Source organism: Pseudomonas sp. LAMO17WK12:I5, assembly GCF_900215165.1.
GTDB lineage: Bacteria > Pseudomonadota > Gammaproteobacteria > Pseudomonadales > Pseudomonadaceae > Aquipseudomonas > Aquipseudomonas putida_A.
Window position 1 is genome coordinate 244,390 of the sequence record NZ_OBDS01000011.1, and the last position, 22,031, is coordinate 266,420.

Below are 22,031 nucleotides of genomic sequence, written 5' to 3' on the forward strand. Positions count from 1 at the left end.
CCACGCCCGGAAGGAGAAACCCATGGGACAGCGTACGCCTCTGTATGACCTGCATCTCGCCCTCGGCGCGAAGATGGTCGATTTTGGCGGTTGGGACATGCCACTGCATTACGGCTCGCAGGTCGAGGAACACCACGAGGTGCGCCGCGATTGCGGGGTGTTCGATGTTTCCCATATGACCGTTATCGACGTTGATGGCCCACAGGCCAAGGCTTGGCTGCAGCATTTGCTGGCCAATGACGTCGAGCGCCTGCACCGCCCCGGCCGTGCGCTCTACAGCACGATGCTCAACGAACGTGGCGGCATCGTCGACGACATGATCGTCTATCGCCTCGAAGACCGTTATCGCCTGGTGTTCAACGCCTCCACCCGCGATCAGGATCTGGCCTGGATGCAGGCGCAGGTCGCCGGTTACGACGTGCAATTGCACGAGCGTCAGGATCTGGCAATGCTCGCCATTCAAGGCCCGCAGGCCCGGCACAAGATTGCCGAACTGGTGACCCAGTCCCGCGCGGCACTGATCCATCACCTCAAGCCGTTCGAAGCCGAAGTCGATGGCGACTGGTTTATTGCGCGTACTGGTTACACCGGTGAGGACGGCCTGGAAATCGCCATGCCGGCCGATCAGGCCCCGGGGTTCTTCTACGATCTGGTCGGTGCCGGCATTTCGCCAATCGGCCTCGGTGCCCGCGACACCCTGCGGGTCGAAGCCGGGATGAACCTCTACGGCCAGGACATTCATCAGGATGTCTCGCCGCTGGCGTCCAATATGGCCTGGAGCATCGCCTGGGAACCGGCCTCGCGGCAGTTCATCGGTCGCTCGGCGCTGGAAGCGGAAAAAGCCGCCGGCGTTGCGCACAAACTGGTGGGTCTGGTGCTTGAGGAGCGCGGTGTTTTGCGCGCCCATCAAGTGGTTCGTATCGCCGATGTTGGCGAAGGAGAGATCACCAGTGGTAGTTTCTCTCCTACGCTAAGCAAATCGATTGCCCTGGCGCGTGTACCGATGGCTACCGCCGACCGCGCCGAAGTGGAAATCCGTGGCAAGTGGTATCCGGTACGAGTGGTCAAACCGACCTTCGTGCGCCATGGTAAAACCTTGATCTGACCTTTTCCGGCGGGCCTGACCGCTGACAATTTTCTTGAGGACACCGAGCATGAGCAATATCCCCGCTGAACTGCGTTTTGCCGAAAGTCATGAATGGGCACGCCTGGAAGCCGACGGCACCGTTACCGTGGGCATCAGCGATCACGCGCAGGAAGCGCTGGGCGATGTGGTGTTCGTTGAACTGGCCGAAGTCGGCAAGGTGTTTGCTGCCGGTGAGGCTGCCGGTGTTGTCGAGTCGGTGAAGGCCGCGTCCGACATCTACTCCCCGATCGGCGGTGAAGTGATCGCGGTCAACGAAACGCTGGCTGACTCGCCGGAAGAGCTGAACAACGATCCGTACGCCGCATGGATCTTCAAGCTCAAGCCAAGCGACAAGGCCGAGCTGGACAAGCTGCTGGACGCTGCTGCCTACAAGGCTGCCATCGGCGAATAAGCAGACTGTAATACTGCAAAAGCCCCGATCTCTCGGGGCTTTTTTGTAGGCGTCGATCAGGCGTCGCGCAATACCGCTTTCACTGCCGCCACCGAACGCTCGACGTCGTCCTTGGTCATGGTGGTGAACATCGGCAATGACACGATCAAGCGTCCAACGCGCTCGGCAACTGGCAACATGCCTTCCTTGAAACCGCGCTCGCGGTACAGACTCAGCAAGTGAATCGGTGGGTAGTGATAGCCAATGCCGATGCCTTTGGCCTGCATCTGTTCCATGAACGTGGCGCGGGCCGGCAAGCCGTCCTTGCGCTCCGGCAGGACCAGTTGGAACAGGTGCCAGTTGCTCTGGGTAAAGTCCGCCGGTGGCAGTTGGGCGCCATAAGTCGCTTCAAAGTCATCGCCAAAACATTTGAAGTAGTGCCGGGCCAGTTCCTGACGATGGGCGGTCAGCGCCTCGATATGGGCGAATTGACCCAGACCGATGGTGGCGGCGATGTCGGTCATGTTGAACTTGCCACCGAGCACATCGACGTCCAGACCATCAAAGCCGTTGCGGGTCACGCCCTGCAGGCGGTACTTCTCCGCCAGCCGCGCCTCTTCCGGGGTGTTCAGCACCAGGCAGCCGCCCTCGGAGCAGGTGACGTTCTTGTTCGCCTGAAAGCTGAACGACACGAAATCGCCGGTGGCGCCGATGCGCTGGCCGTTCCAGCTCGAACCCAGGGCCTGAGCGGCGTCTTCGACGATACGCAGATTGTGTTTGCGCGCGATGGCATATAGCCGATCCATATCCACTGGCAGACCGGCGAGGTACACCGGAATCAGCGCTTTGGTGCGCGGGGTGATGGCCGCTTCCAACTGGTCCAGATCGATGTTGCGGGTCACCGGATCGATGTCGGCAAACACTGGTGTGGCGCCGACTTCGAGGATCACGTTGGCGGTGGCGACCCAGGAAATCGGCGTGGTGATCACTTCGTCACCCGGCCCGATGCCGGCGATGCGCAAGGCGATTTCCATGGTGCAGGTGCCGGAGTTGAAGGTGCGCACCGGGCGTCCGCCGAAGTATTCCGACAACTGTGCTTCAAAGGCCTGGACCTTCGGCCCGCTGGTGATCCAGCCGGAACGCAGCACATCGCCGACGGCGGCAATCGTGGCTTCATCAATGACAGGTTTGGAAAACGGCAGGAACGGCAGTTGGTTCATGAGGATTGGATCATCCGAAGGTTGGACGCCTGATGCAGGCGCTACAGCATGCCCCGGAACCCCCTCTGCCGCCAAGCCGTGCGCGTCGGGATCGGCTGCTATGCTGGTTTGACCGTGTTGCATTGACGCCGAGCGCCAGCCAAGAGAGAGCCCGTCATGTCCCAGTTGCCATCCTTGAGCCAGTTACGCGACCCCGAAGCCTTTCTGCGCCGCCATTTGGGCCCCGACGCCGCCGAACAACAGGCGATGCTCGACAGCCTCGGTCTGGGCAGCCGGGTCGAACTGATCGAGCAGACGGTGCCGCCGGGCATTCGCCTGAATCGGGCGCTGGACTTGCCGCCGGCCCTTGATGAGCAGGCGGCGCTGGCCAAGCTGCGCAGTTACGCCGAGCAGAATCAGGTCTGGACCAGCCTGATCGGCATGGGCTACCACGGCACGCTCACGCCGACGGTCATCCTGCGCAATGTGCTGGAAAATCCCGGTTGGTACACCGCCTACACCCCGTATCAACCGGAGATCGCCCAGGGCCGTCTCGAAGCGTTGCTGAATTTTCAGCAACTGACCATCGACCTCACCGGGCTTGAACTGGCCAACGCCTCGTTGCTCGACGAAGCCACCGCCGCTGCAGAAGCCATGGCGCTGGCCAAGCGGGTGGCGAAGTCGAAGAGCAATCTGTTTTTCGTCGATGAGAACTGTCATCCGCAAACCATCTCCGTGGTGCAGACCCGCGCCGAAGGTTTCGGCTTCGAGCTGATCATCGACGCTGTGGATAACCTCAACCAGCATCAGGTGTTCGGCGCGTTGCTGCAGTATCCCGACACTCACGGCGAGATCCGTGATCTGCGTCCGGTCATCGATCAGTTGCACGCGCAGCAGGCGTTAGCGTGTGTCGCCACCGATCTGCTGAGCCTGTTGCTGCTGACACCGCCGGGTGAACTGGGCGCGGACGTGGTGTTCGGTTCGTCCCAGCGCTTTGGCGTACCGATGGGCTACGGTGGCCCGCACGCAGCGTTTTTTGCCAGCCGTGAGGAGTACAAACGGGCGATTCCGGGACGGATCATCGGCGTGTCGAAAGACGCTCGTGGCAACGTCGCGTTGCGCATGGCCCTGCAAACCCGTGAGCAACATATTCGCCGCGAGAAGGCCAACTCGAATATCTGCACCGCGCAGGTGCTGCTGGCCAACATCGCCAGTTGCTACGCGGTGTATCACGGGCCGCAAGGCTTGAAACGCATCGCCCAGCGCGTGCACCGCTTGACCTGCATCCTGGCGGCGGGCCTTGAGCGCCATGGCATCCAAAGGATCAACGCACAGTTTTTCGACACCCTCACGCTGGAGGTGGGTGGTGCGCAGACCGCGATCATTGACAGTGCCAGGGCCGCGCAGATCAACCTGCGGATTCTCGGCCGTGGCCGAGTGGGGTTGAGCCTCGACGAGACGTGCGATGAAAACACGGTGGCCAAACTGTTCGACGTGCTGCTCGGTGCCGATCATGGTTTGAACGTCGACGACATTGACGCAGAAGCACTGGTTTCCGGCATTCCCGACCACCTGCAGCGCAACACGCCGTACCTGCGCCACCCGGTGTTCAATGCGCATCACAGCGAAACCGAGATGCTGCGCTACCTCAAGCAACTGGAGAACAAGGATCTGGCGCTTAACCAGTCGATGATCCCGCTGGGCTCCTGCACCATGAAACTCAACGCCACCAGCGAGATGATCCCGATCACCTGGCCGCAGTTCGCCAATCTGCACCCGTTCGCGCCACGGGAACAGGCGGTCGGTTACACCTTGATGATTGAAGAACTGGAGCGTTGGTTGTGCGCGATCACCGGGTTCGATGCGATCTGCATGCAGCCCAATTCCGGCGCTCAGGGCGAGTACGCCGGGCTGCTGGCGATTCGCAAATATCACGAGAGCCGGCAGCAGGGCGCGCGGGATATCTGCCTTATCCCCTCCTCGGCCCATGGCACCAACCCGGCCTCGGCGCAGATGGCCGGGATGCGCGTGGTGATCGTCGAGTGCGACGAGGCCGGCAACGTCGATCTGGACGACCTGAAAACCAAGGCTGCCGAGGCGGGGGACAAGTTGTCGTGCCTGATGGCGACCTATCCGTCGACCCATGGTGTGTACGAGGAGGGCATCAGCGAGATCTGCGAAGTTATTCACCAGCACGGCGGGCAGGTGTACATGGACGGCGCCAATCTCAATGCGCAGGTCGGGCTGGCGCGGCCGGCGGACATCGGCGCCGACGTGTCGCACATGAACCTGCACAAGACTTTCTGCATTCCCCACGGCGGTGGCGGGCCGGGCATGGGGCCGATCGGTATTCGTGCGCATCTGGCGCCGTTCGTTGCCAATCACCCGGTGGTGCCGATTGACGGCCCGCTGCCACAGAACGGCGCGGTCAGCGCGGCGCCGTGGGGCAGTGCGAGCATTTTGCCGATCAGCTGGATGTACATCGCGATGATGGGGCCGCAACTGGCGGATGCCAGCGAAGTGGCGATCCTCGCGGCGAACTATCTGGCGCAGCATTTATCCGGCGCATTCCCGGTGCTCTACACCGGGCGCAACGGGCGGGTGGCCCATGAATGCATTCTCGATCTGCGGCCGTTGAAGGCGCAGACCGGGATCAGCGAAGAAGATGTCGCCAAGCGCCTGATGGACTATGGCTTCCACGCGCCGACCATGTCATTCCCGGTGCCGGGGACGTTGATGGTCGAGCCGACCGAGAGCGAGTCCAAGGCCGAACTCGATCGTTTCATCGGCGCGATGCTGAGCATCCGCGCGGAAATCACCGAAGTGCAGAACGGCAACTGGCCGGCGGAAGACAACCCGCTCAAGCGCGCGCCGCATACCCTGGCGGATGTCACTGGAGTGTGGGAGCGGCCTTACAGCATCGAACAGGGCATCACCCCGGATGCACACACCAAGGCGCACAAGTATTGGCCAGCGGTGAATCGGGTGGATAACGTCTATGGGGATCGCAATCTGTTTTGTGCCTGCGTCCCGGTAGACGATTACCGCTGATCTTCAGGCAACACGCAGAGCCATAGTGGGAGCGGGCTTGCTCGCGAAGGCGTCGTGTCAGAAAAATGGATGCGTCTGACCCACCGCCTTCGCGAGCAAGCCCGCTCCCACAGGGGGGGGTGGTGAATTCGACATTACGGGCAAAAAAATGCCGCTCGATCGAGCGGCATTTTTGTGGCGCCCTGCTTACTCGGAAGCCACTGCGTTCTTCGCCAGAATCGCATTCGCCAGTTCCATGTCCGTGGCCTGCAGGCCCGGATTGTCGGCGCGGACTTTCTGCATCGCCGCTTCCAGGTACGGCCCACGGATGCCGCCATCGCTGGCAACGAAGCTGCCGGCATCGTCCTGTGCGGCAACGATCAGCTTGTGATCCTTGAAGGTCAGGTAGGTCGAACCGGTGGTGGCGCCGGACGAAATGACGTTACGCCAAAAGCTGTCGGCCATCGCTGAACCAACGGGAAGGGACAGCAAGGCAACGGTGGCGACAGCAAGTTTGAGACGCATGATTGAGTGACTCCTGGGGGTTAACTACGGCGTTGGATAACGATTCGCCAATCCGGTTCCGTAGTGGCCTATTTCTGCTCGCTCTGCGGTGTCACCCGCAGCACTTCTTCGAGGGTGGTCAGCCCCGCCGCGACCTTCTGCGCACCCGACAGGCGCAGGCTGCGCATGCCTTCCTTGAAGGCTTGCCGGCGGATGGCGGTGAGGTCGGTGTCCGGGGTGATGAGCGCTTTGAGGCTATCGCTCAACTGCATGATTTCGTAGACCCCGGCGCGTCCGCGATAACCGGTGTCGCGACACTCCAGGCAACCGATAGCGCGTTGCGCATTGCCCGGCAGCGGCGCCTGCCAGGGCCGGGTCAGGGTTTGCCAGTCTTCCTCTTCCAGCGTCAGCGGCGCCTTGCAGTGCGGGCACAGGGTGCGCACCAGACGCTGGGCCATGACCCCGAGCACCGTGGCTTTAATCAGATAGTGCGGCACGCCGAGTTCCAATAGCCGACTGATCGCGCTGGGGGCATCGTTGGTGTGCAGGGTCGACAGCACCAGATGGCCGGTGAGAGCAGCCTGAATCGCCATTTCCGCGGTTTCCAGGTCACGGATCTCGCCGATCATGATGATGTCCGGGTCTTGCCGCATCAGCGCGCGTACCCCGGCGGCGAAACTCAGGTCGATGTTGTGCTGGACCTGCATCTGGTTGAACGCCGGCTCGACCATTTCGATCGGGTCTTCGATGGTGCAGAGGTTGATCTCCGGCGTCGCCAGTTTCTTCAGCGTGGTGTAGAGCGTGGTGGTCTTGCCCGAACCGGTCGGCCCGGTGACCAGGATGATGCCGTTGGGCTGGCGGGTCATGTCCTGCCAGCGGCGCAGGTCATCGGCGGAAAAGCCCAACTGATCGAAGTCCTTGAGCAGCACTTCCGGGTCGAAGATCCGCATGACCATTTTTTCGCCAAACGCGGTGGGCAGCGTTGAGAGCCGCAGTTCCACTTCGCCGCCGTCCGGGGTCTTGGTCTTGACCCGGCCGTCCTGGGGTTTGCGCTTCTCGGCGACGTTCATCCGCCCGAGGCTTTTCAGGCGGCTGACGATCGCCATGGTCACCTGCGGCGGGAATTGATAGACGTTGTGCAACACGCCATCGATGCGAAAGCGCACGGTACCCTGTTCGCGGCGCGGTTCGATGTGGATATCGCTGGCGCGCTGCTGGAAGGCGTACTGGAACAGCCAGTCGACGATGTTGACGATGTGCGCGTCGTTGGCGTCCGGCTCCTGATCACTGGCGCCGAGGTTGAGCAGTTGTTCGAAGTTGCCGAGGTTGCCGTTTTGCTGATCGGCGTTGTTGGCGCCGCTGACCGATTTGGCGAGGCGGAAGAACTCGACGCTGAAGCGCTGGATGTCCACCGGGTTGGCGACCACCCGTTTGATCGGCAGCTTCAGCACGTGGGTCAAGTCAGCCTCCCAACCGGTGACGTAGGGCTGGGCGCTGGCCACGACCACCGCATCGCGGTCGACCGCCACCGCGAGAATCTTGTGGCGTTGGGCAAAGGCGTAGGACATCAGCGGGGTGATCGCCGCAACGTTGATCTTCAACGGGTCGATGCGCAGGTACGGCTGGCCGGCCTGCTGCGCCAGCCACAGGGTCAGGCTTTCCAGGTCCAGATGTTTGCCCGGACGGCTGAGGTCATCCAGTTGCTGGCTGGCGATGAACTCCAGCGGATGTTGCTGGCCGTGGGTCGCATGGCGGCGCCGGGCGTTGAGCGCCTGCTCCGCCGAGTCCTGGCTGATAAAGCCTTGGGCGACCAGCTCACGCAACACATCGTTGAGATCCAGCCAGCGGTCCTGAGTGGCGAGTTGAACGGACATGCGGGCTCCTTTTGAACGACTGTGCGCAAAGGATAGTCGTGGCCCCGCAGACTGTTGGGCCACTACCCGACAAAGCCGTTGCCGGATTTGTCAGCCGGACGCCTGGGCCGGCGCAGCCCACGCCGTGTCGGCGTCTTGCAGGTTCACCGAGCAGACGCTGATCAGGTTACGAAGTTTTTCCGCAATCACCTGGGCGCGATGCCAGCTCAGACCGTCAATGACGATATCGATCGACAGCAGATCGTCGAGCCGCTCGACGTGGACCTGTTGCGGCGTGAGGAATTGCAGCGCAAACAGATTCAGCACCCGCACCAACAGATCCGGCTCGGCTTCGGCGAGCAACTGATAACGCGCACAGCGGTGGGCATTGTTGACGTTCCACACATCGGCGCGGGGCGCAGGGGTATTTACGGCTTCGAGGTGAGGCATGTCCGGTCTCCAGAGTCAGTGGAGGAATTTTTACATTCGATGCCGGGCATTTCTTGTCTAAGATGAGCGGATTCGCGGATTGCTCGACTGGAACGATTCGCAAAATGATCATTTTGAGGATTGATTATGCATAGCGAGCTGGACAGCTACGACCGGCGGATTCTCGCTCTGCTGCAAGAGGACGCGTCACTGTCCAGCGCGCAGATCGCCGAGCAGGTGGGGCTGTCGCAGTCGCCGTGCTGGCGGCGGATTCAGCGGATGAAGGAGGAGGGGATCATTCGCGGGCAGGTGACCTTGCTTGATCGCAAGAAGATCGGCCTGAACACGCAGATCTTCGCCGAGATCAAGCTCAACGCCCACGGGCGTTCGAACTTCACCGAATTCACCGAGGCGATTCGCGGCTTTCCGGAAGTGCTGGAGTGTTATGTGTTGATGGGCGCGGTGGACTTTCTGTTGCGGATTGTCGCGGCGGACATCGAGGCGTATGAGCGATTCTTCTTCGAAAAGCTGTCGCTGGTGCCGGGGATTCAGGAGGTGAATTCGATTGTGGCGCTGTCGGAGATCAAGTCCACAACAAGCTTGCCTGTCTGAGGTAAGGCAGATGGCCTCTTCGCGAGCAGGCTCGCTCCCACAGGGAATTGCATTCCAATGTGGGAGCGAGCCTGCTCGCGAAAGCGGTTTTACATGCGCAGCAGCATTTTCCACGCACGATTCTGATAAACCGCAATCGCCTGCTGCTTGCGCGCATCGAGCAGTTCGTCAGTGATCGTCGGCTCGTTGGCCAGTTGCGCCAGTTTGTTCAGCTCGCCGTACAGGCGATCCATTTCCGCGATCTCCAGCACGTTACGCGCGTGGTGCAGCCAGACCTGGATGCGTTCGATGCGCGGCAGTTGCTCGGCCAGATCTTCCGGCTGCTGCTGATAGCGCTGCAGTTGCAGGGACGTGGCTTCTTCGCCGAGCATGCGCGGCAGCCAGCTGTGCAGTTGCGCGGCGCCCTGGCGGTTGCCGCGGGTGTTGCGCTCGGCGGCCCAGGTGCGGGCCAGCAGCCAGCGCGAAACCGTCAGCGAGAACAGGCCCCAGCGTGGGTCTTCCAGTTCTTCGAGGAATTGCTCCGGCGCGGCCTTGCGTACGTCTTCGTCTTCGATACCGACCTGAACCAGTGGGCGCCAGTCTTCCAGCAGTGCATCCAGCGCCACGCGCAGGTCGTGAGTGGCCGGACGCGGTGCGGCCTGGCCGAGGCTGCTGAGCAGGGCGCGCATTTCCGCGAGGTTCTCGACCCAGTCCTGCAGCAGGCGCCAGTGGCCGTTGAAGCGATATTGTTCGGCCAGACGCTGGCTGCTGCCGAGCAAGTGCCAGGCCAGTGCGGCGAAAGCGTCGTCAAGTTGGGTTTCCGGCGTAAATTGCGGCGCCGGCAGGCTCAGCGAGTAGCTGTTGGCGTCGTACAGACGGTAGCCGCGCTCGGCCTTGCTGATGTCGCACGGCATCAGGGCCAGGGTTTCGGCCAGTTCGGCGGCCAATTCCAGCAACGCGGCAGGCTCACCTTCGCGCAGTTCCAGTTCCAGCTCGCAGATTTCTTCTTTCTGTTTGCCGACCACCACGTGACCGAGGTCCAGCGCGGCTTCGATCACCACTTTGGCCTTGCCGCGGCCCCAGGCGATTTCCGCGCGCTCGCGGACGAAATCGGTGGTGAAGATCGGCTTCAGGGTTTTCTTGTCCAGCTCGGCCAGCGCCTCGGGCCAGCATTCGCCGTCGAGTTTCTTCACGTCGAGCTTGGCTTTGGGCAACTTCCAGTCGTACTCGTTACGCTCGGACAGACCGGCCACGCTCTGGCCGCGGGTCTTGAGGGTCTGAATCACTTCGTCACCGTCCTTGCGCAGACGCAGGGCGACTTTGGCCTGAGCCAGATCGCGCTCGGGGGTGTCGAAGTACTGGTTCATCAACTCACGGCGTTCCCAGCCATTTTTGTTGCGTTTTTTCAGTAGCGGGTGCTCGCGCAGGGCCGCGAGGGTTTCGCGGCTGACGCGGAGTTTGATTTCGGTTTCTTTCTGCATGGCCGGAAAATCCAGGATCGGGAGCGCAGCCGGGGGAATGTGTGGCTGCCAAGGCCGTGCAGTGTACAGGACTCAAACTTCCTACGCCCTGCGGCGGTTTATTCCGAGCGCCGGATGGCTCTATGATGGACTTCAAATCGGGAGTTGGAGTCAGCGATGCCTTTGCCATCCATGCAAGACCAGTTCGCGGCACTGATCGCCGCACCGTCGGTCAGTTGCACCCAACCGAGCCTGGATCAGTCCAACCGGGCGGTGATCGATTTGCTTGCCGGTTGGCTGGGTGATCTGGGCTTCAGCTGCGATATCCAGCAGGTCAGCCCCGGTAAATTCAACCTGCTCGCCAGTTTTGGCAGCGGGCCCGGCGGCCTGGTGCTGGCCGGGCACAGCGACACGGTGCCGTACGACGATGCGCTGTGGCAGACGGATCCGCTGAAACTCACCGAAGTCGATGGCCGCTGGGTCGGGCTGGGCAGTTGCGACATGAAGGGTTTTTTCGCGCTGATCATCGAGGCCGTGCAGCCGCTGCTCGAGCAACCGTTCAAGCAACCGCTGCTGATCCTCGCCACCTGTGATGAAGAGAGCTCGATGTCCGGTGCCCGGGCGCTGGCCGAGGCCGGCAAGCCACTGGGCCGTGCGGCGGTGATCGGCGAGCCGACCGGGCTCAAACCGATCCGCATGCACAAGGGCATCATGATGGAGCGCATCGATATCCTCGGGCAGAGCGGCCATTCGTCGGATCCGCGCCTGGGCCACAGCGCCCTCGAAGCGATGCACGATGCCATTGGCGAGCTGCGCGGTTTGCGTCTGTTGTGGCAGCGTGAATTCAACAACCCGCAGTTCAGCGTTCCACAGCCGACCATGAACTTCGGCTGTATTCATGGCGGCGACAATCCGAATCGCATCTGCGGCCAGTGTTCGCTGGAGTTCGATCTGCGCCCGTTGCCGGGCATGGATCCGAAAGTCCTGCGTGCGGAAATCCTGCGCAAGCTCAATCCGGTTGCGGAACGTCATCAGGTGAAGATCGACTACCAGCCGTTGTTTCCGGAAGTGCCGCCATTCGAGCAGGCCGAAGACACCGAATTGGTGCGCATTGCTGAAAAGCTCACCGGCCACAGTGCCGAAGCAGTAGCGTTCGGCACCGAAGCGCCTTATCTTCAGCGCCTTGGCTGCGAAACCATCGTGCTTGGCCCCGGCGACATCGCCTGTGCACACCAGCCCGGCGAATACCTTGAAATGTCACGTTTGCAGCCTACCGTGCATCTATTGCGGCAGTTGATTGAACATTATTGCCTGACAACTGACGAACGATGATCAACCCCTGTGGGAGCGAGCCTGCTCGCGAAAGCGCCATTCCAGACACCTCAATGTCGACAGATACACCGCTTTCGCGAGCAGGCTCGCTCCCACAGGAGGTATGTGTTTTATCCGATCAAACGCTGTAAATTGCCAGCACCCCAACCCGTATTCATGAGGAGAGCGCGCGTGTCGCCAAGCCTGTTCCGACGATAACCATCAGCCCGCTGTGCGTTTTCCGTTTCGCCCTTTTTTCGGCTGCTATTTATTACAGGCCCAGGTTCATGCCCGAATACGTCAATTGGCTTCGTCACGCGTCCCCTTACATCAATGCCCACCGCGACTGCACCTTCGTCGTCATGCTGCCCGGCGACGGCGTGGAGCATCCGAACTTCGGCAACATCGTCCACGACCTCGTGCTGTTGCACAGCCTCGGCGTGCGCCTGGTGCTGGTCCACGGTTCGCGCCCGCAGATTGAAACCCGCCTCGCTGCGCGCGGCCTGACCCCGCACTACCACCACGGCATGCGCATCACTGATGCGGCGACGCTGGAGTGCGTGATAGACGCGGTCGGTCAGCTGCGTATCGCTATCGAAGCGCGGCTGTCGATGGACATGGCCTCGTCGCCGATGCAGGGCTCGCGCTTGCGGGTGGCCAGCGGCAACCTTGTGACCGCGCGGCCGATCGGCGTGCTCGAAGGCGTCGACTATCACCACACCGGTGAAGTGCGCCGGGTCGATCGCAAAGGCATCAATCGTCTGCTCGACGAGCGTTCGATCGTGCTGCTGTCGCCGCTGGGCTACTCGCCGACCGGGGAAATCTTCAACCTCGCCTGCGAAGACGTCGCCACCCGCGCCGCCATCGACCTCGGTGCCGACAAGCTGCTGCTGTTCGGCGCCGACCTCGGTCTGATCGACGAGAACGGCAAACTGGTGCGCGAACTGCGTCCGCAACAGGTGCCTGCGCATCTGGCGCGTCTGGGCAACAACTATCAGGCGGAACTGCTGGATGCTGCTGCCGAGGCTTGCCGTGGCGGTGTCGCGCGCAGCCATATCGTCAGCTACGCCGAAGACGGCGCGCTGCTGACCGAACTGTTCACCCGCGACGGTGGCGGCACACTGGTCGCGCAAGAGCAATTCGAGCTGGTGCGCGAGGCGGCGATTGAGGACGTCGGTGGTTTGCTCGATTTGATCAGTCCGCTGGAAGAGCAGGGGATTCTGGTACGTCGTTCGCGCGAGGTGCTGGAGCGCGAGATCGAGCAGTTCAGCGTGGTCGAGCGCGAAGGGATGATCATCGCCTGTGCGGCGCTGTACCAGATTGCCGATTCGGATGCCGGTGAGCTGGCGTGCCTGGCGGTGAATCCGGAGTATCGCCACGGTGGTCGCGGCGATGAGCTGCTGGAGCGCATCGAGACCCGTGCCCGGGCGCAAGGGTTGAAAACCCTGTTCGTCCTCACCACCCGCACGGCGCACTGGTTCCGCGAGCGCGGGTTCGAACCTAGCAGCGTCGAGCGCCTGCCGGCGGCGCGGGCGTCGCTGTACAACTATCAGCGTAACTCGAAGATCTTCGAAAAGACCCTCTGAAGATTAGCGAAGGACTTTTGTGGCGAGGGGATTCATCCCCGATGGGCCGCGCAGCGGCCCTCGCTTCAGCAAAAGCAGGGGACTGCTGCGCAGTCCATCGGGGATGAATCCCCTCGCCACCTATTCAATTGTTTTCGGTTACAAACTTCGCACTGACGTACGGCGAGTAGTCCGGCAGCACCGTCTCGACCTTGCCTTGTTCCTTCAAAAACTTCGCCGTCTCACCAATCGCCTTGGCCGTGCCGCCGTCCAGCAGTGCGGTGGATTGCTGTGCCTTGGCATCCGGGAAGGCTGAACCGGCCAGCAGTTCCGGTACATCGGCGGCATTGGCACCGGTCAGTTTGGCGATTTTCTGAACCGGCGCCGAGTCAGCCGTCCAGCTGTCTTTATGCGCTGCGTAATCGGCAAATGAATCCAGCGTGACTTTGGCAAACTTCGCGACGACGTCAGGATGCTTCTCGGCGTAATCCTTGCGCGCGACCCAGACTTCGAAGGTCGGTGCGCCCCATTGGCCGACTTGAGCGGCATCGGTCAGGGTCTTGCCGGTCTTGCGGATTTCCCCCAGCGCCGGCGACCAGACGAATGCGCCATCGATATCCCCACGCTTCCAGGCTGCTGCGATTTCCGCCGGCTGCAGGTTCACCACTTTGACTTTGATGGTGTCCAGACCCCAGTGCTTGAGTGCGCCGAGCAAGCTGTAGTGGGAGGTGGAAACAAAGGGCGTGGCGATGGTCTTGCCGACCAGGTCCTGCGGGGTGTTGATCCCGCTGCCATTGCGCACCACCAAGGCTTCGGCGGCATTGATCTGCGCCGAAACAATAAAGGCAACAATCGGCAGGTTTCGCGAAGCCGCGGCGGCCAACGGGCTGGAACCGAGGTTGCCGATCTGCACATCGCCGGAGGCAATGGCTGTCACAACTTCCGGGCCACTATTGAAGCGTCGCCAGTCGATCTTCTGGCCGATGGTTGTTTCGTAAGTACCGTCGGCCTGGGGGACTTTGCTGGGGTCGATCCCGGTTTGATAACCGATGGTGAGGTTGGCAGCCTGCGCGGAAAAACAAATCAGCGTCGACACACAAACTGTAACAAATTGACTAGATAGTGCGCGTTTAGCCATCATGGCGTCGCCTTTTCGATAGGGTTTGACGAATTGGGGTTGCGCCAAAGCTAATCGATATAAAAAAAGGCTAACAAATACCATTTAGGAATGAGCTTAGTCGCCGATACGTTGTATCCGGGCGAGGATGGCGAGATAGTGGCCATATTCCCGAATGATATGAAAAAGAATGAATAAATTCTTTTTGGGTTTATCAGGAAATCTTTACTCTGCACGGACCAAATCACTGCGATTAGACCTTGGTCGTAGACACACAAGGTTACGATTGACTTGTCAGTCACGGTCTGGCGCTAATCGCGCATCTTAGGATCCAGGGCATCAGACCCCGGGCCAGGAACACAAGAATTAGAAACGAGAGGAGCTTTACATGAACAAGTCCACCTTGGCCCTGGCTGTGGCCGTAGGGGTTATGGCGCAGCAGGCAGGCGCCGCCGGTTTCATCGAAGACAGCAAAGCCACTCTGGGCCTGCGCAACTTCTACATCAACAACGATAACCGTGACTCCGGCACCAAAGCGGCTGGCGCGCAGAACAAGAACGAAGAATGGGGCCAAGGCTTCGATCTGCGTTTCATCTCCGGTTACACCCAGGGCACCGTTGGCTTCGGTATCGACGCCATCGGCCTGCTGGGCGTACGTCTGGATTCGGGTGGCGGCACCAACGGTGCAACCTCGACTTCCTACGGCGGCACTGTGTTCCCGAGCAAGTCCAACGGCGAAGCTGTTGATAACTTCTCGAGCCTGGGCCTGACCGCCAAAGCCAAGATCTCCCAGACCGAACTGAAGCTGGGTACTCTGCAGCCGAAAAACCCGGTCATCGTGACAAACGACGGTCGTCTGCTGCCACAAACCTGGCAGGGTGGCCAGATCACTTCCGGCGAGATCAAGGACCTGACCCTGGTCGCTGGTCAGATCGAAGCAGTGAAAGGTCGTAACTCCAGCAACAACGAGAACCTGTCCGTTGGTGGTGCGAACGCTCGCGTTGCCAACAGCAACAAGTTCTACTACGCCGGTGGTGACTACAAAATCACCAAGGACCTGACTGCCCAGTACTACTACGGCAACCTGGAAGACTTCTACAAGCAACACTTCCTGGGTCTGGTTCACAACTGGGCAATCGGCCCGGGCGTGCTGAAGTCTGACTTCCGCTACTTCCACAGCAGCGACGACGGCGCCAATGGCAACACCGCAGCCTACTTCGGTAACGGTAACTACGTCGGCAACGTCAGCGGCAAAGGCCCGATCGACAACAATCTGTACAGCGGCCTGTTCCTGTACACCGTTGAAGGCCACACCTTCGGTGGCGGCTACCAGGTTTCCAACGGCAGCTCCGACTTCCCTTGGCTGAACCAGGGCGACGGTTCGTCGAACTACACCATCACCGACATGCAGATCCAGAAGTTCGGTCGTGCCGGCGAGAAAACCTGGCAAGCTCGCTACTCGTATGACTTCGCCAAAGTCGGCCTGCCTGGCTTGACCGCCGGTTTGGTCTACCTGCGTGGCGATGATATCGACACCGTTGGCTCCAACCGTCGTGAGAACGGTACCGGTGCTTCCGAGTGGGAACGCGATCTGACCATCGGTTACGTTATTCCTGAAGGCCCGGCCAAGAACCTGGGCTTCATGTGGAAAAACGCTACCTGGCGCAACGATATCCCAGGTCAGCGCGACCAGGACGAAAACCGCCTGATCGTCAGCTACTCGATCCCGCTGCTGTAATAGCGCGTTCAAGCTGTTGATGTAAAAAAAGCCCCGTCCGGCATCGCGCCGGACGGGGCTTTTGCATTTCCGGGTCAGACTCACCCCCGTAAGCCTGTCCCGAAATTTCCCTCTTTTGCAGCTACTCAAGGCCTTCTCGAACCTTGAGGGCGATGGTGGTCGCGATGCGGGCGAGCGTCCAGTGAACGATGTTTAATATTCCTTTAGATTCTAGATGTCTATTTATTTATTCTTTTTCATGATGTCGAATCCCAAGCTACAGTTGAGTTCTCCAACAACTCATCAGGAGCAGCACCATGAGCCTCAGACTTGGCGACATCGCCCCCGACTTCGAACAGGATTCCAGCGCCGGCAAGATTCGTTTCCACGAGTGGCTGGGCGATAGCTGGGGCGTGCTGTTCTCCCACCCGGCCGACTTCACCCCGGTGTGCACCACCGAGCTGGGCTTCACTGCCAAGCTCAAGGATGAGTTCAGCAAGCGCGACGTCAAAGCCATCGCGCTGTCGGTCGACCCGGTGGACTCGCACCACAAGTGGATCGAGGACATCAACGAAACCCAGAACACGATCGTCAACTTCCCGATCCTGGCCGATGCCGATCGCAAGGTTTCCGACCTCTATGACCTGATCCATCCGAACGCCAACGACACCCTGACCGTGCGTTCGCTGTTCGTCATCGACCCGAACAAGAAGATCCGCCTGACCATCACCTACCCGGCGAGCACCGGGCGCAACTTCCACGAGATTCTGCGGGTGATCGATTCGCTGCAACTCACCGATAACTACAAAGTGGCCACCCCGGCCAACTGGCAGGACGGTGAAGAGGTGGTGATCGTGCCGTCGCTCAAGGATGAGGAAGAGATCAAGCGGCGCTTCCCCAAAGGCTATCGTGCTGTGAAGCCATACCTGCGCCTGACGCCGCAGCCGAATAAGTGAATCAGTGAGATTGGCGGTGTAGCCACCACCGTCATTGCGAGCAGGCTCACTCCTATATTTGAAATGCGTTCCCCTGTGGGAGCGGGCTTGCTCGCGAAGACGCCAGTCCAGGCAACACAGAATTGAGAATCCAGAACCACAAAGCAGGGGATTTCAGGCCGTTTTCACGGCCTGTTTTTTTGCCCGGAACAAAGCAAATCGCATATCTCTTAAACGCATAACCAAATGAATAAATATGATTTATGGATATATAAATCAGCTGGTAAGGTCACTCCCATCGAAGCGAGATCGCAACCCGCGAATCGCCTGTAACACGCAAGGAATCGTCTGAATGCTGGTCGTCTCACTCGGTGGCAGTCCTAGCCAGCGCTCCCGCTCAGGAGTGTTGCTTGAGCGCTCGCAACGCTGGTTGCAGGCGCAAGGGGTGGAAGTGGTGAGTTATCAGGTGCGGGACTTCCCGGCCGAAGATTTGCTCCACGCCCGCTTCGACAGCCCGAAGGTGCTCGACCTGCTGGCGCAGATTGAAAACGCTGACGGTCTGCTGATCGCCACGCCGGTGTACAAGGCGTCGTTTTCCGGGGCGCTGAAGACCGTACTCGATCTGCTGCCCGAACGCGCCTTGAACCACAAGATTGTTCTGCCGATGGCCACCGGCGGCAGCATCGCCCACATGCTGGTGGTCGATTACGCGCTCAAGCCTGTGCTGTCGGCATTGAAGGCCCAGGAAATGCTGCAAGGGATTTTCGCCGAGGACAGCCAGATCGCTTACGGCGAAGGCAGCGCCCAGGCGCAACTGGCGCCAGCGCTGGAACAGCGTCTGCATGAAGCACTGGATCAATTTGTCAGTGCCATGGCCCGCCGGCCGAAACCGCTGGAGCCGGGCCTGTTGAATGAACGTTTATTGAGTGCTCGCTGGAGCATTTGAGCTTCACCCGAATTTGCTCCACTCACCTTACTCAGCCGCTAACGGCCAAGCAGGTGCAGCCAAAACCCAACAGCAAAAAGGAGAGCGCTATGCGCACTGTATTTTTGCGTCGTGGTCTGGTCGCTCTGTTTGCTGCGGCTGTCACCTTCGGCGCCATCACTCAAGCTCAAGCCGAGACATTGCGGATCGGTTACCAGAAGTACGGCACGCTGGTGCTGCTCAAAGCCAAAGGCACGCTGGAAAAGCGTCTGGCCGCCCAAGGCGTGGACGTGCAATGGACTGAATTCCCCGGCGGCCCGCAACTGCTGGAAGGCCTGAACGTTGGCTCGATCGACTTCGGTGTTACCGGCGAAACCCCTCCGGTATTCGCTCAGGCTGCCGGCGCTGATCTGCTTTACGTCGCCTACGAACCGCCAGCGCCGAACAGCGAAGCGATCCTCGTACCGAAAGACTCGCCAATCAAATCGGTAGCGGATCTCAAGGGCAAGAAAGTCGCCCTGAACAAAGGCTCCAACGTGCACTACCTGCTGGTTCGCGCATTGGAAGATGCCGGCCTCAAATACTCCGATATCCAGACCGTGTTCCTGCCGCCGGCCGATGCCCGCGCCGCGTTCGAGCGTGGCAGTGTCGATGCCTGGGTGATCTGGGACCCGTACCAGGCCGCTGCCGAGCAACAGCTGCAAGCGCACACCCTGCGTGACGGCAAAGGCATCGTCGACAACCATCAGTTCTACCTCGCGACCAAACCTTACGCGCAGAAAAATCCCGAGGTGATCAAGACCCTCGTCGAAGAAGTGCGCGCTGTCGGCGAGTGGTCCAAAGCCAACCCTGAAGACGTGACCCAACAGGTTGCGCCACTGCTCGGCCTGCCGGCGGACATCACCCTGACCTCGGTGAAGCGCCAGGGCTACGGTGCGCTGTTCCTGACCCCGGAAGTAGTCGCCGCGCAACAGAAAATCGCCGACACCTTCTACCAGCTCAAGCTGATTCCCAAGCCGTTGAGCATCAAGGATGTGATCTGGACACCACCGGCCGCTGTGGCCCAAAGCTCGGTTAGCCAAACCCAGTAAATCGAATCCCCAAGGAGACCACTCCATGAGCCTCAACATCTTCTGGTTCCTGCCTACCCACGGCGACGGCCATTACCTTGGCACCGCCGAAGGCGCTCGCGCCGTCGACCACGGTTATCTGCAACAGGTCGCGCAAGCGGCGGATCGTCTGGGCTTTGGCGGCGTGCTGATTCCCACCGGCCGTTCCTGCGAAGACTCGTGGCTGGTCGCCGCGTCGCTGATCCCGGTGACCCAGCGTCTGAAATTCCTTGTCGCCCTGCGCCCCGGGATCATTTCCCCGACGGTGGCGGCGCGACAGGCAGCGACCCTGGATCGTCTGTCCGGCGGTCGTGCGCTGTTCAACCTGGTGACCGGCGGTGACCCGGAAGAGTTGGCCGGTGATGGTCTGTTCCTCAACCACGAAGAACGCTATCAAGCCTCGGTGGAATTCACCCGCATCTGGCGTCGAGTACTGGAAGGTGAAACCGTCGATTACGACGGCGAACACATCAGCGTGAAGGGCGCCAAGCTGCTTTATCCACCCATTCAGCAACCGCGTCCGCCGCTGTACTTCGGCGGCTCCTCGGAAGCGGCGCAGGATCTGGCCGCCGAACAGGTCGAGATGGTGCTGACCTGGGGCGAGCCGCCAGCCGCGGTGGCCGAGAAGATCGAACAAGTGCGCGCCAAAGCCGCCAAACTCGGGCGTACCGTGCGCTTCGGCATTCGTCTGCATGTGATCGTGCGCGAAACCAACGCCGAAGCCTGGCAAGCAGCCGACCGGCTGATCTCGCATCTGGACGATGACACCATCAAACGTGCGCAAGCATCGCTGGCGCGCTTCGACTCGGTCGGTCAACAACGCATGGCCGCGCTGCACGGCGGCAGTCGTGACAACCTCGAAGTCAGCCCCAACCTGTGGGCCGGCGTCGGCCTGGTGCGTGGCGGTGCCGGTACTGCGCTGGTCGGCGATGGTCCAACCGTGGCCGCCCGCGTGAAGGAGTACGCGGATCTGGGTATCGACACCTTCATCTTCTCCGGTTATCCACACCTCGAAGAATCGTACCGCGTCGCTGAACTGCTGTTCCCGCACCTCGACATCGAGCGTCCGGAACTGCCGAAAAGCGCCGGTTATGTCAGCCCGTTCGGCGAGATGGTGGCCAACGATATTCTTCCCAAAGCCGCGTCGCAGAGCTGAGGCGCGCCATGAACAAATTTATCCACAGCCTCGCGCCCTGGGCGTTGCCGGTGCTCCTGCTGGCGGTGTGGCAGTTGTCGGTGTCAGCCGGTTGGTTGTCGACGCGGATTCTGCCGGCACCGGTGGCGGTGATCGAGGCCGGTGTCAGCCTGGTGCGCAGCGGCGAGATCTGGACGCACCTGGCAATCAGCGGCTGGCGCGCGGCACTCGGTTTCACCATCGGCGGCAGCATCGGTCTGGTGCTGGGCTTCATCACTGGCCTGTCGAAGTGGGGCGAACGCCTGCTCGACAGCTCGGTGCAGATGATCCGCAACGTGCCGCACCTGGCGCTGATTCCGTTGGTAATTCTGTGGTTCGGCATCGACGAGTCGGCGAAGATTTTCCTGGTCGCATTGGGCACGTTGTTCCCGATCTACCTCAACACCTATCACGGCATCCGCAACGTCGATCCGGCGTTGGTGGAGATGGCGCGCAGTTATGGCCTGTCCGGTTTCAGTTTGTTCTGGCAGGTGATTCTGCCGGGGGCACTGCCTTCGATTCTGGTCGGTGTGCGCTTTGCGCTGGGCTTCATGTGGCTGACGCTGATCGTTGCCGAAACCATCTCCGCCAGCTCCGGCGTAGGCTATCTGGCGATGAATGCCCGGGAGTTTTTGCAGACCGACGTGGTGGTGCTGGCGATCCTGCTTTACGCGGTACTCGGCAAGCTTGCTGATCTCGCCGCCCGTGCTCTTGAGCGGGTGTGGCTGCGCTGGCATCCGGCCTATCAGGTTGCCAAAGGAGGTGCGGCATGACCGCTCAACAACCTCCACGCCTGCTGCGCGGGATTCCGCTGGTGGTGCGCAACCTGCAGAAAACCTTTGGCGCGCGGCAGGTGTTGCGCGACATCGACCTGCACATTCCGGCGGGGCAATTCGTCGCCGTGGTCGGGCGCAGCGGGTGCGGCAAGAGCACCTTCCTGCGCTTGCTCGCCGGCCTCGACCAACCGACTGGCGGCGACCTGCTGGCCGGCGCCGCGCCGCTGAGCGATGCGCGGGAAGACACCCGGCTGATGTTCCAGGAAGCCCGGTTGCTGCCGTGGAAAAAGATCATCGACAACGTCGGCCTTGGCCTTAAGGGCAACTGGCGCCCGCAAGCACTGGAGGCGCTGGAAGCGGTGGGTCTGGCCGATCGCGCCAACGAGTGGCCGGCCGCCTTGTCCGGCGGGCAGAAGCAGCGTGTGGCGCTGGCCCGGGCGCTGATTCACCAGCCGCGCCTGCTGTTGCTCGACGAGCCGCTGGGTGCGCTGGATGCGCTGACCCGGATCGAGATGCAGCAACTGATCGAACGCCTCTGGCAGAAGCATGGCTTCACCGTGCTGCTGGTGACCCATGACGTCAGCGAAGCGGTGGCGATTGCCGACCGGGTGATTCTGATCGAGGACGGCGAAGTCGGCCTCGACTTGCAAGTGGAGCTGCCACGCCCGCGAGTGCGCGGATCGCATCGACTGGCGGCGCTGGAAACCGAAGTGCTCAACCGTGTTCTGTCCCTGCCCGGCGAACCGCCGGAGCCGGAACCTGTTTCACCACTGCCTACGCAATTGCGTTGGGCGCAATAACTCAAGCTACATCCAACGA

19 protein-coding genes are annotated in these 22,031 nt (G+C 61.1%); 13 read left to right on the plus strand and 6 right to left on the minus strand.

The annotated features are described in order from the left end of the window. The first annotated feature begins 22 nt into the window (after nt 1-22). Both gcvT and gcvH read left to right on the plus strand, forming a co-directional pair. Nucleotides 23-1,105 carry a glycine cleavage system aminomethyltransferase GcvT gene (gene gcvT / locus CRO59_RS20995; RefSeq protein ID WP_097089577.1) on the plus strand — a complete coding sequence of 361 codons (1,083 nt, stop codon included), beginning with the start codon at nt 23-25 and terminating at the stop codon, nt 1,103-1,105. A gap of 49 nt (nt 1,106-1,154) precedes the next feature. Beyond that, complete coding sequence (gene gcvH / locus CRO59_RS21000) at nt 1,155-1,538, plus strand: glycine cleavage system protein GcvH (RefSeq protein ID WP_027610498.1); 384 nt, start codon at nt 1,155-1,157, stop codon at nt 1,536-1,538. A gap of 56 nt (nt 1,539-1,594) precedes the next feature. Here gcvH and CRO59_RS21005 read toward each other — a convergent pair whose 3' ends face one another. Then, complete coding sequence (locus CRO59_RS21005; RefSeq protein ID WP_096796140.1) at nt 1,595-2,737, minus strand: DegT/DnrJ/EryC1/StrS aminotransferase family protein; 1,143 nt, start codon at nt 2,735-2,737, stop codon at nt 1,595-1,597. 156 nt (nt 2,738-2,893) lie between these two features. Here CRO59_RS21005 and gcvP point away from each other — a divergent pair, with 156 nt between their 5' ends. Next, complete coding sequence (gene gcvP / locus CRO59_RS21010) at nt 2,894-5,767, plus strand: aminomethyl-transferring glycine dehydrogenase (RefSeq protein ID WP_097089578.1); 2,874 nt, start codon at nt 2,894-2,896, stop codon at nt 5,765-5,767. A 186-nt stretch (nt 5,768-5,953) separates the two neighbouring features. On the opposite strand, the gene CRO59_RS21015 is transcribed toward gcvP, so the two are convergent. The 3 genes from CRO59_RS21015 to CRO59_RS21025 form a co-directional block, all read right to left on the minus strand. After that, entirely contained in the window at nt 5,954-6,274 is a 321-nt protein-coding gene (locus CRO59_RS21015) for a DUF2388 domain-containing protein (protein ID WP_177409030.1), read from the minus strand. A gap of 65 nt (nt 6,275-6,339) precedes the next feature. After that, a complete protein-coding gene (locus CRO59_RS21020; protein ID WP_097089581.1) occupies nt 6,340-8,124 on the minus strand; it encodes a GspE/PulE family protein in 1,785 nt (594 codons plus the stop codon). A 90-nt stretch (nt 8,125-8,214) separates the two neighbouring features. After that, nucleotides 8,215-8,553, minus strand: a complete 339-nt coding sequence (locus CRO59_RS21025; RefSeq protein ID WP_097089583.1) for a hypothetical protein — start codon at nt 8,551-8,553, stop codon at nt 8,215-8,217. A gap of 126 nt (nt 8,554-8,679) precedes the next feature. Here CRO59_RS21025 and CRO59_RS21030 point away from each other — a divergent pair, with 126 nt between their 5' ends. Then, nucleotides 8,680-9,144 carry an Lrp/AsnC family transcriptional regulator gene (locus CRO59_RS21030; RefSeq protein WP_027610503.1) on the plus strand — a complete coding sequence of 155 codons (465 nt, stop codon included), beginning with the start codon at nt 8,680-8,682 and terminating at the stop codon, nt 9,142-9,144. An 89-nt stretch (nt 9,145-9,233) separates the two neighbouring features. On the opposite strand, the gene CRO59_RS21035 is transcribed toward CRO59_RS21030, so the two are convergent. Further along, the gene (locus CRO59_RS21035; protein WP_097089584.1) at nt 9,234-10,604 is read right to left on the minus strand and encodes an inorganic triphosphatase; all 1,371 of its coding nucleotides are present in this window, start codon (nt 10,602-10,604) and stop codon (nt 9,234-9,236) included. 156 nt (nt 10,605-10,760) lie between these two features. Between CRO59_RS21035 and argE the strand changes: the two genes are divergently transcribed. Together argE and argA are read left to right on the plus strand one after the other, a co-directional pair. Next, entirely contained in the window at nt 10,761-11,915 is a 1,155-nt protein-coding gene (argE, locus tag CRO59_RS21040; RefSeq protein ID WP_097089586.1) for an acetylornithine deacetylase, read from the plus strand. 266 nt (nt 11,916-12,181) lie between these two features. Further along, a complete protein-coding gene (gene argA / locus CRO59_RS21045) occupies nt 12,182-13,480 on the plus strand; it encodes an amino-acid N-acetyltransferase (protein WP_007967974.1) in 1,299 nt (432 codons plus the stop codon). A gap of 124 nt (nt 13,481-13,604) precedes the next feature. Here the strand turns inward: argA and tauA are convergent, their stop codons facing one another. After that, complete coding sequence (tauA, locus tag CRO59_RS21050) at nt 13,605-14,600, minus strand: taurine ABC transporter substrate-binding protein (protein WP_097089588.1); 996 nt, start codon at nt 14,598-14,600, stop codon at nt 13,605-13,607. Nucleotides 14,601-14,964: 364 nt separating this feature from the next. Between tauA and CRO59_RS21055 the strand changes: the two genes are divergently transcribed. From CRO59_RS21055 to ssuB, 7 genes are all read left to right on the plus strand, one after another. Continuing rightward, nucleotides 14,965-16,314 (plus strand): OprD family porin, encoded by a 1,350-nt coding sequence (locus CRO59_RS21055; protein ID WP_097089590.1) that lies wholly within the window; start codon nt 14,965-14,967, stop codon nt 16,312-16,314. A gap of 296 nt (nt 16,315-16,610) precedes the next feature. After that, nucleotides 16,611-17,249, plus strand: a complete 639-nt coding sequence (locus CRO59_RS21060; protein ID WP_097089592.1) for a peroxiredoxin — start codon at nt 16,611-16,613, stop codon at nt 17,247-17,249. Nucleotides 17,250-17,580: 331 nt separating this feature from the next. After that, nucleotides 17,581-18,174: an NADPH-dependent FMN reductase gene (ssuE, locus tag CRO59_RS21065; RefSeq protein WP_096797603.1), complete on the plus strand. Its 594-nt coding sequence runs from the start codon at nt 17,581-17,583 to the stop codon at nt 18,172-18,174. 89 nt (nt 18,175-18,263) lie between these two features. Next, nucleotides 18,264-19,244 carry a sulfonate ABC transporter substrate-binding protein gene (locus CRO59_RS21070; RefSeq protein ID WP_097089594.1) on the plus strand — a complete coding sequence of 327 codons (981 nt, stop codon included), beginning with the start codon at nt 18,264-18,266 and terminating at the stop codon, nt 19,242-19,244. A gap of 25 nt (nt 19,245-19,269) precedes the next feature. Continuing rightward, the gene (gene ssuD, locus CRO59_RS21075) at nt 19,270-20,418 is read left to right on the plus strand and encodes an FMNH2-dependent alkanesulfonate monooxygenase (protein ID WP_003229262.1); all 1,149 of its coding nucleotides are present in this window, start codon (nt 19,270-19,272) and stop codon (nt 20,416-20,418) included. 8 nt (nt 20,419-20,426) lie between these two features. Beyond that, nucleotides 20,427-21,209, plus strand: a complete 783-nt coding sequence (gene ssuC / locus CRO59_RS21080; protein WP_097089595.1) for an aliphatic sulfonate ABC transporter permease SsuC — start codon at nt 20,427-20,429, stop codon at nt 21,207-21,209. Further along, complete coding sequence (gene ssuB, locus CRO59_RS21085; RefSeq protein ID WP_095137604.1) at nt 21,206-22,012, plus strand: aliphatic sulfonates ABC transporter ATP-binding protein; 807 nt, start codon at nt 21,206-21,208, stop codon at nt 22,010-22,012. The genes ssuC and ssuB overlap by 4 nt, the downstream gene beginning before the upstream one ends. Nucleotides 22,013-22,031: the final 19 nt, after the last annotated feature.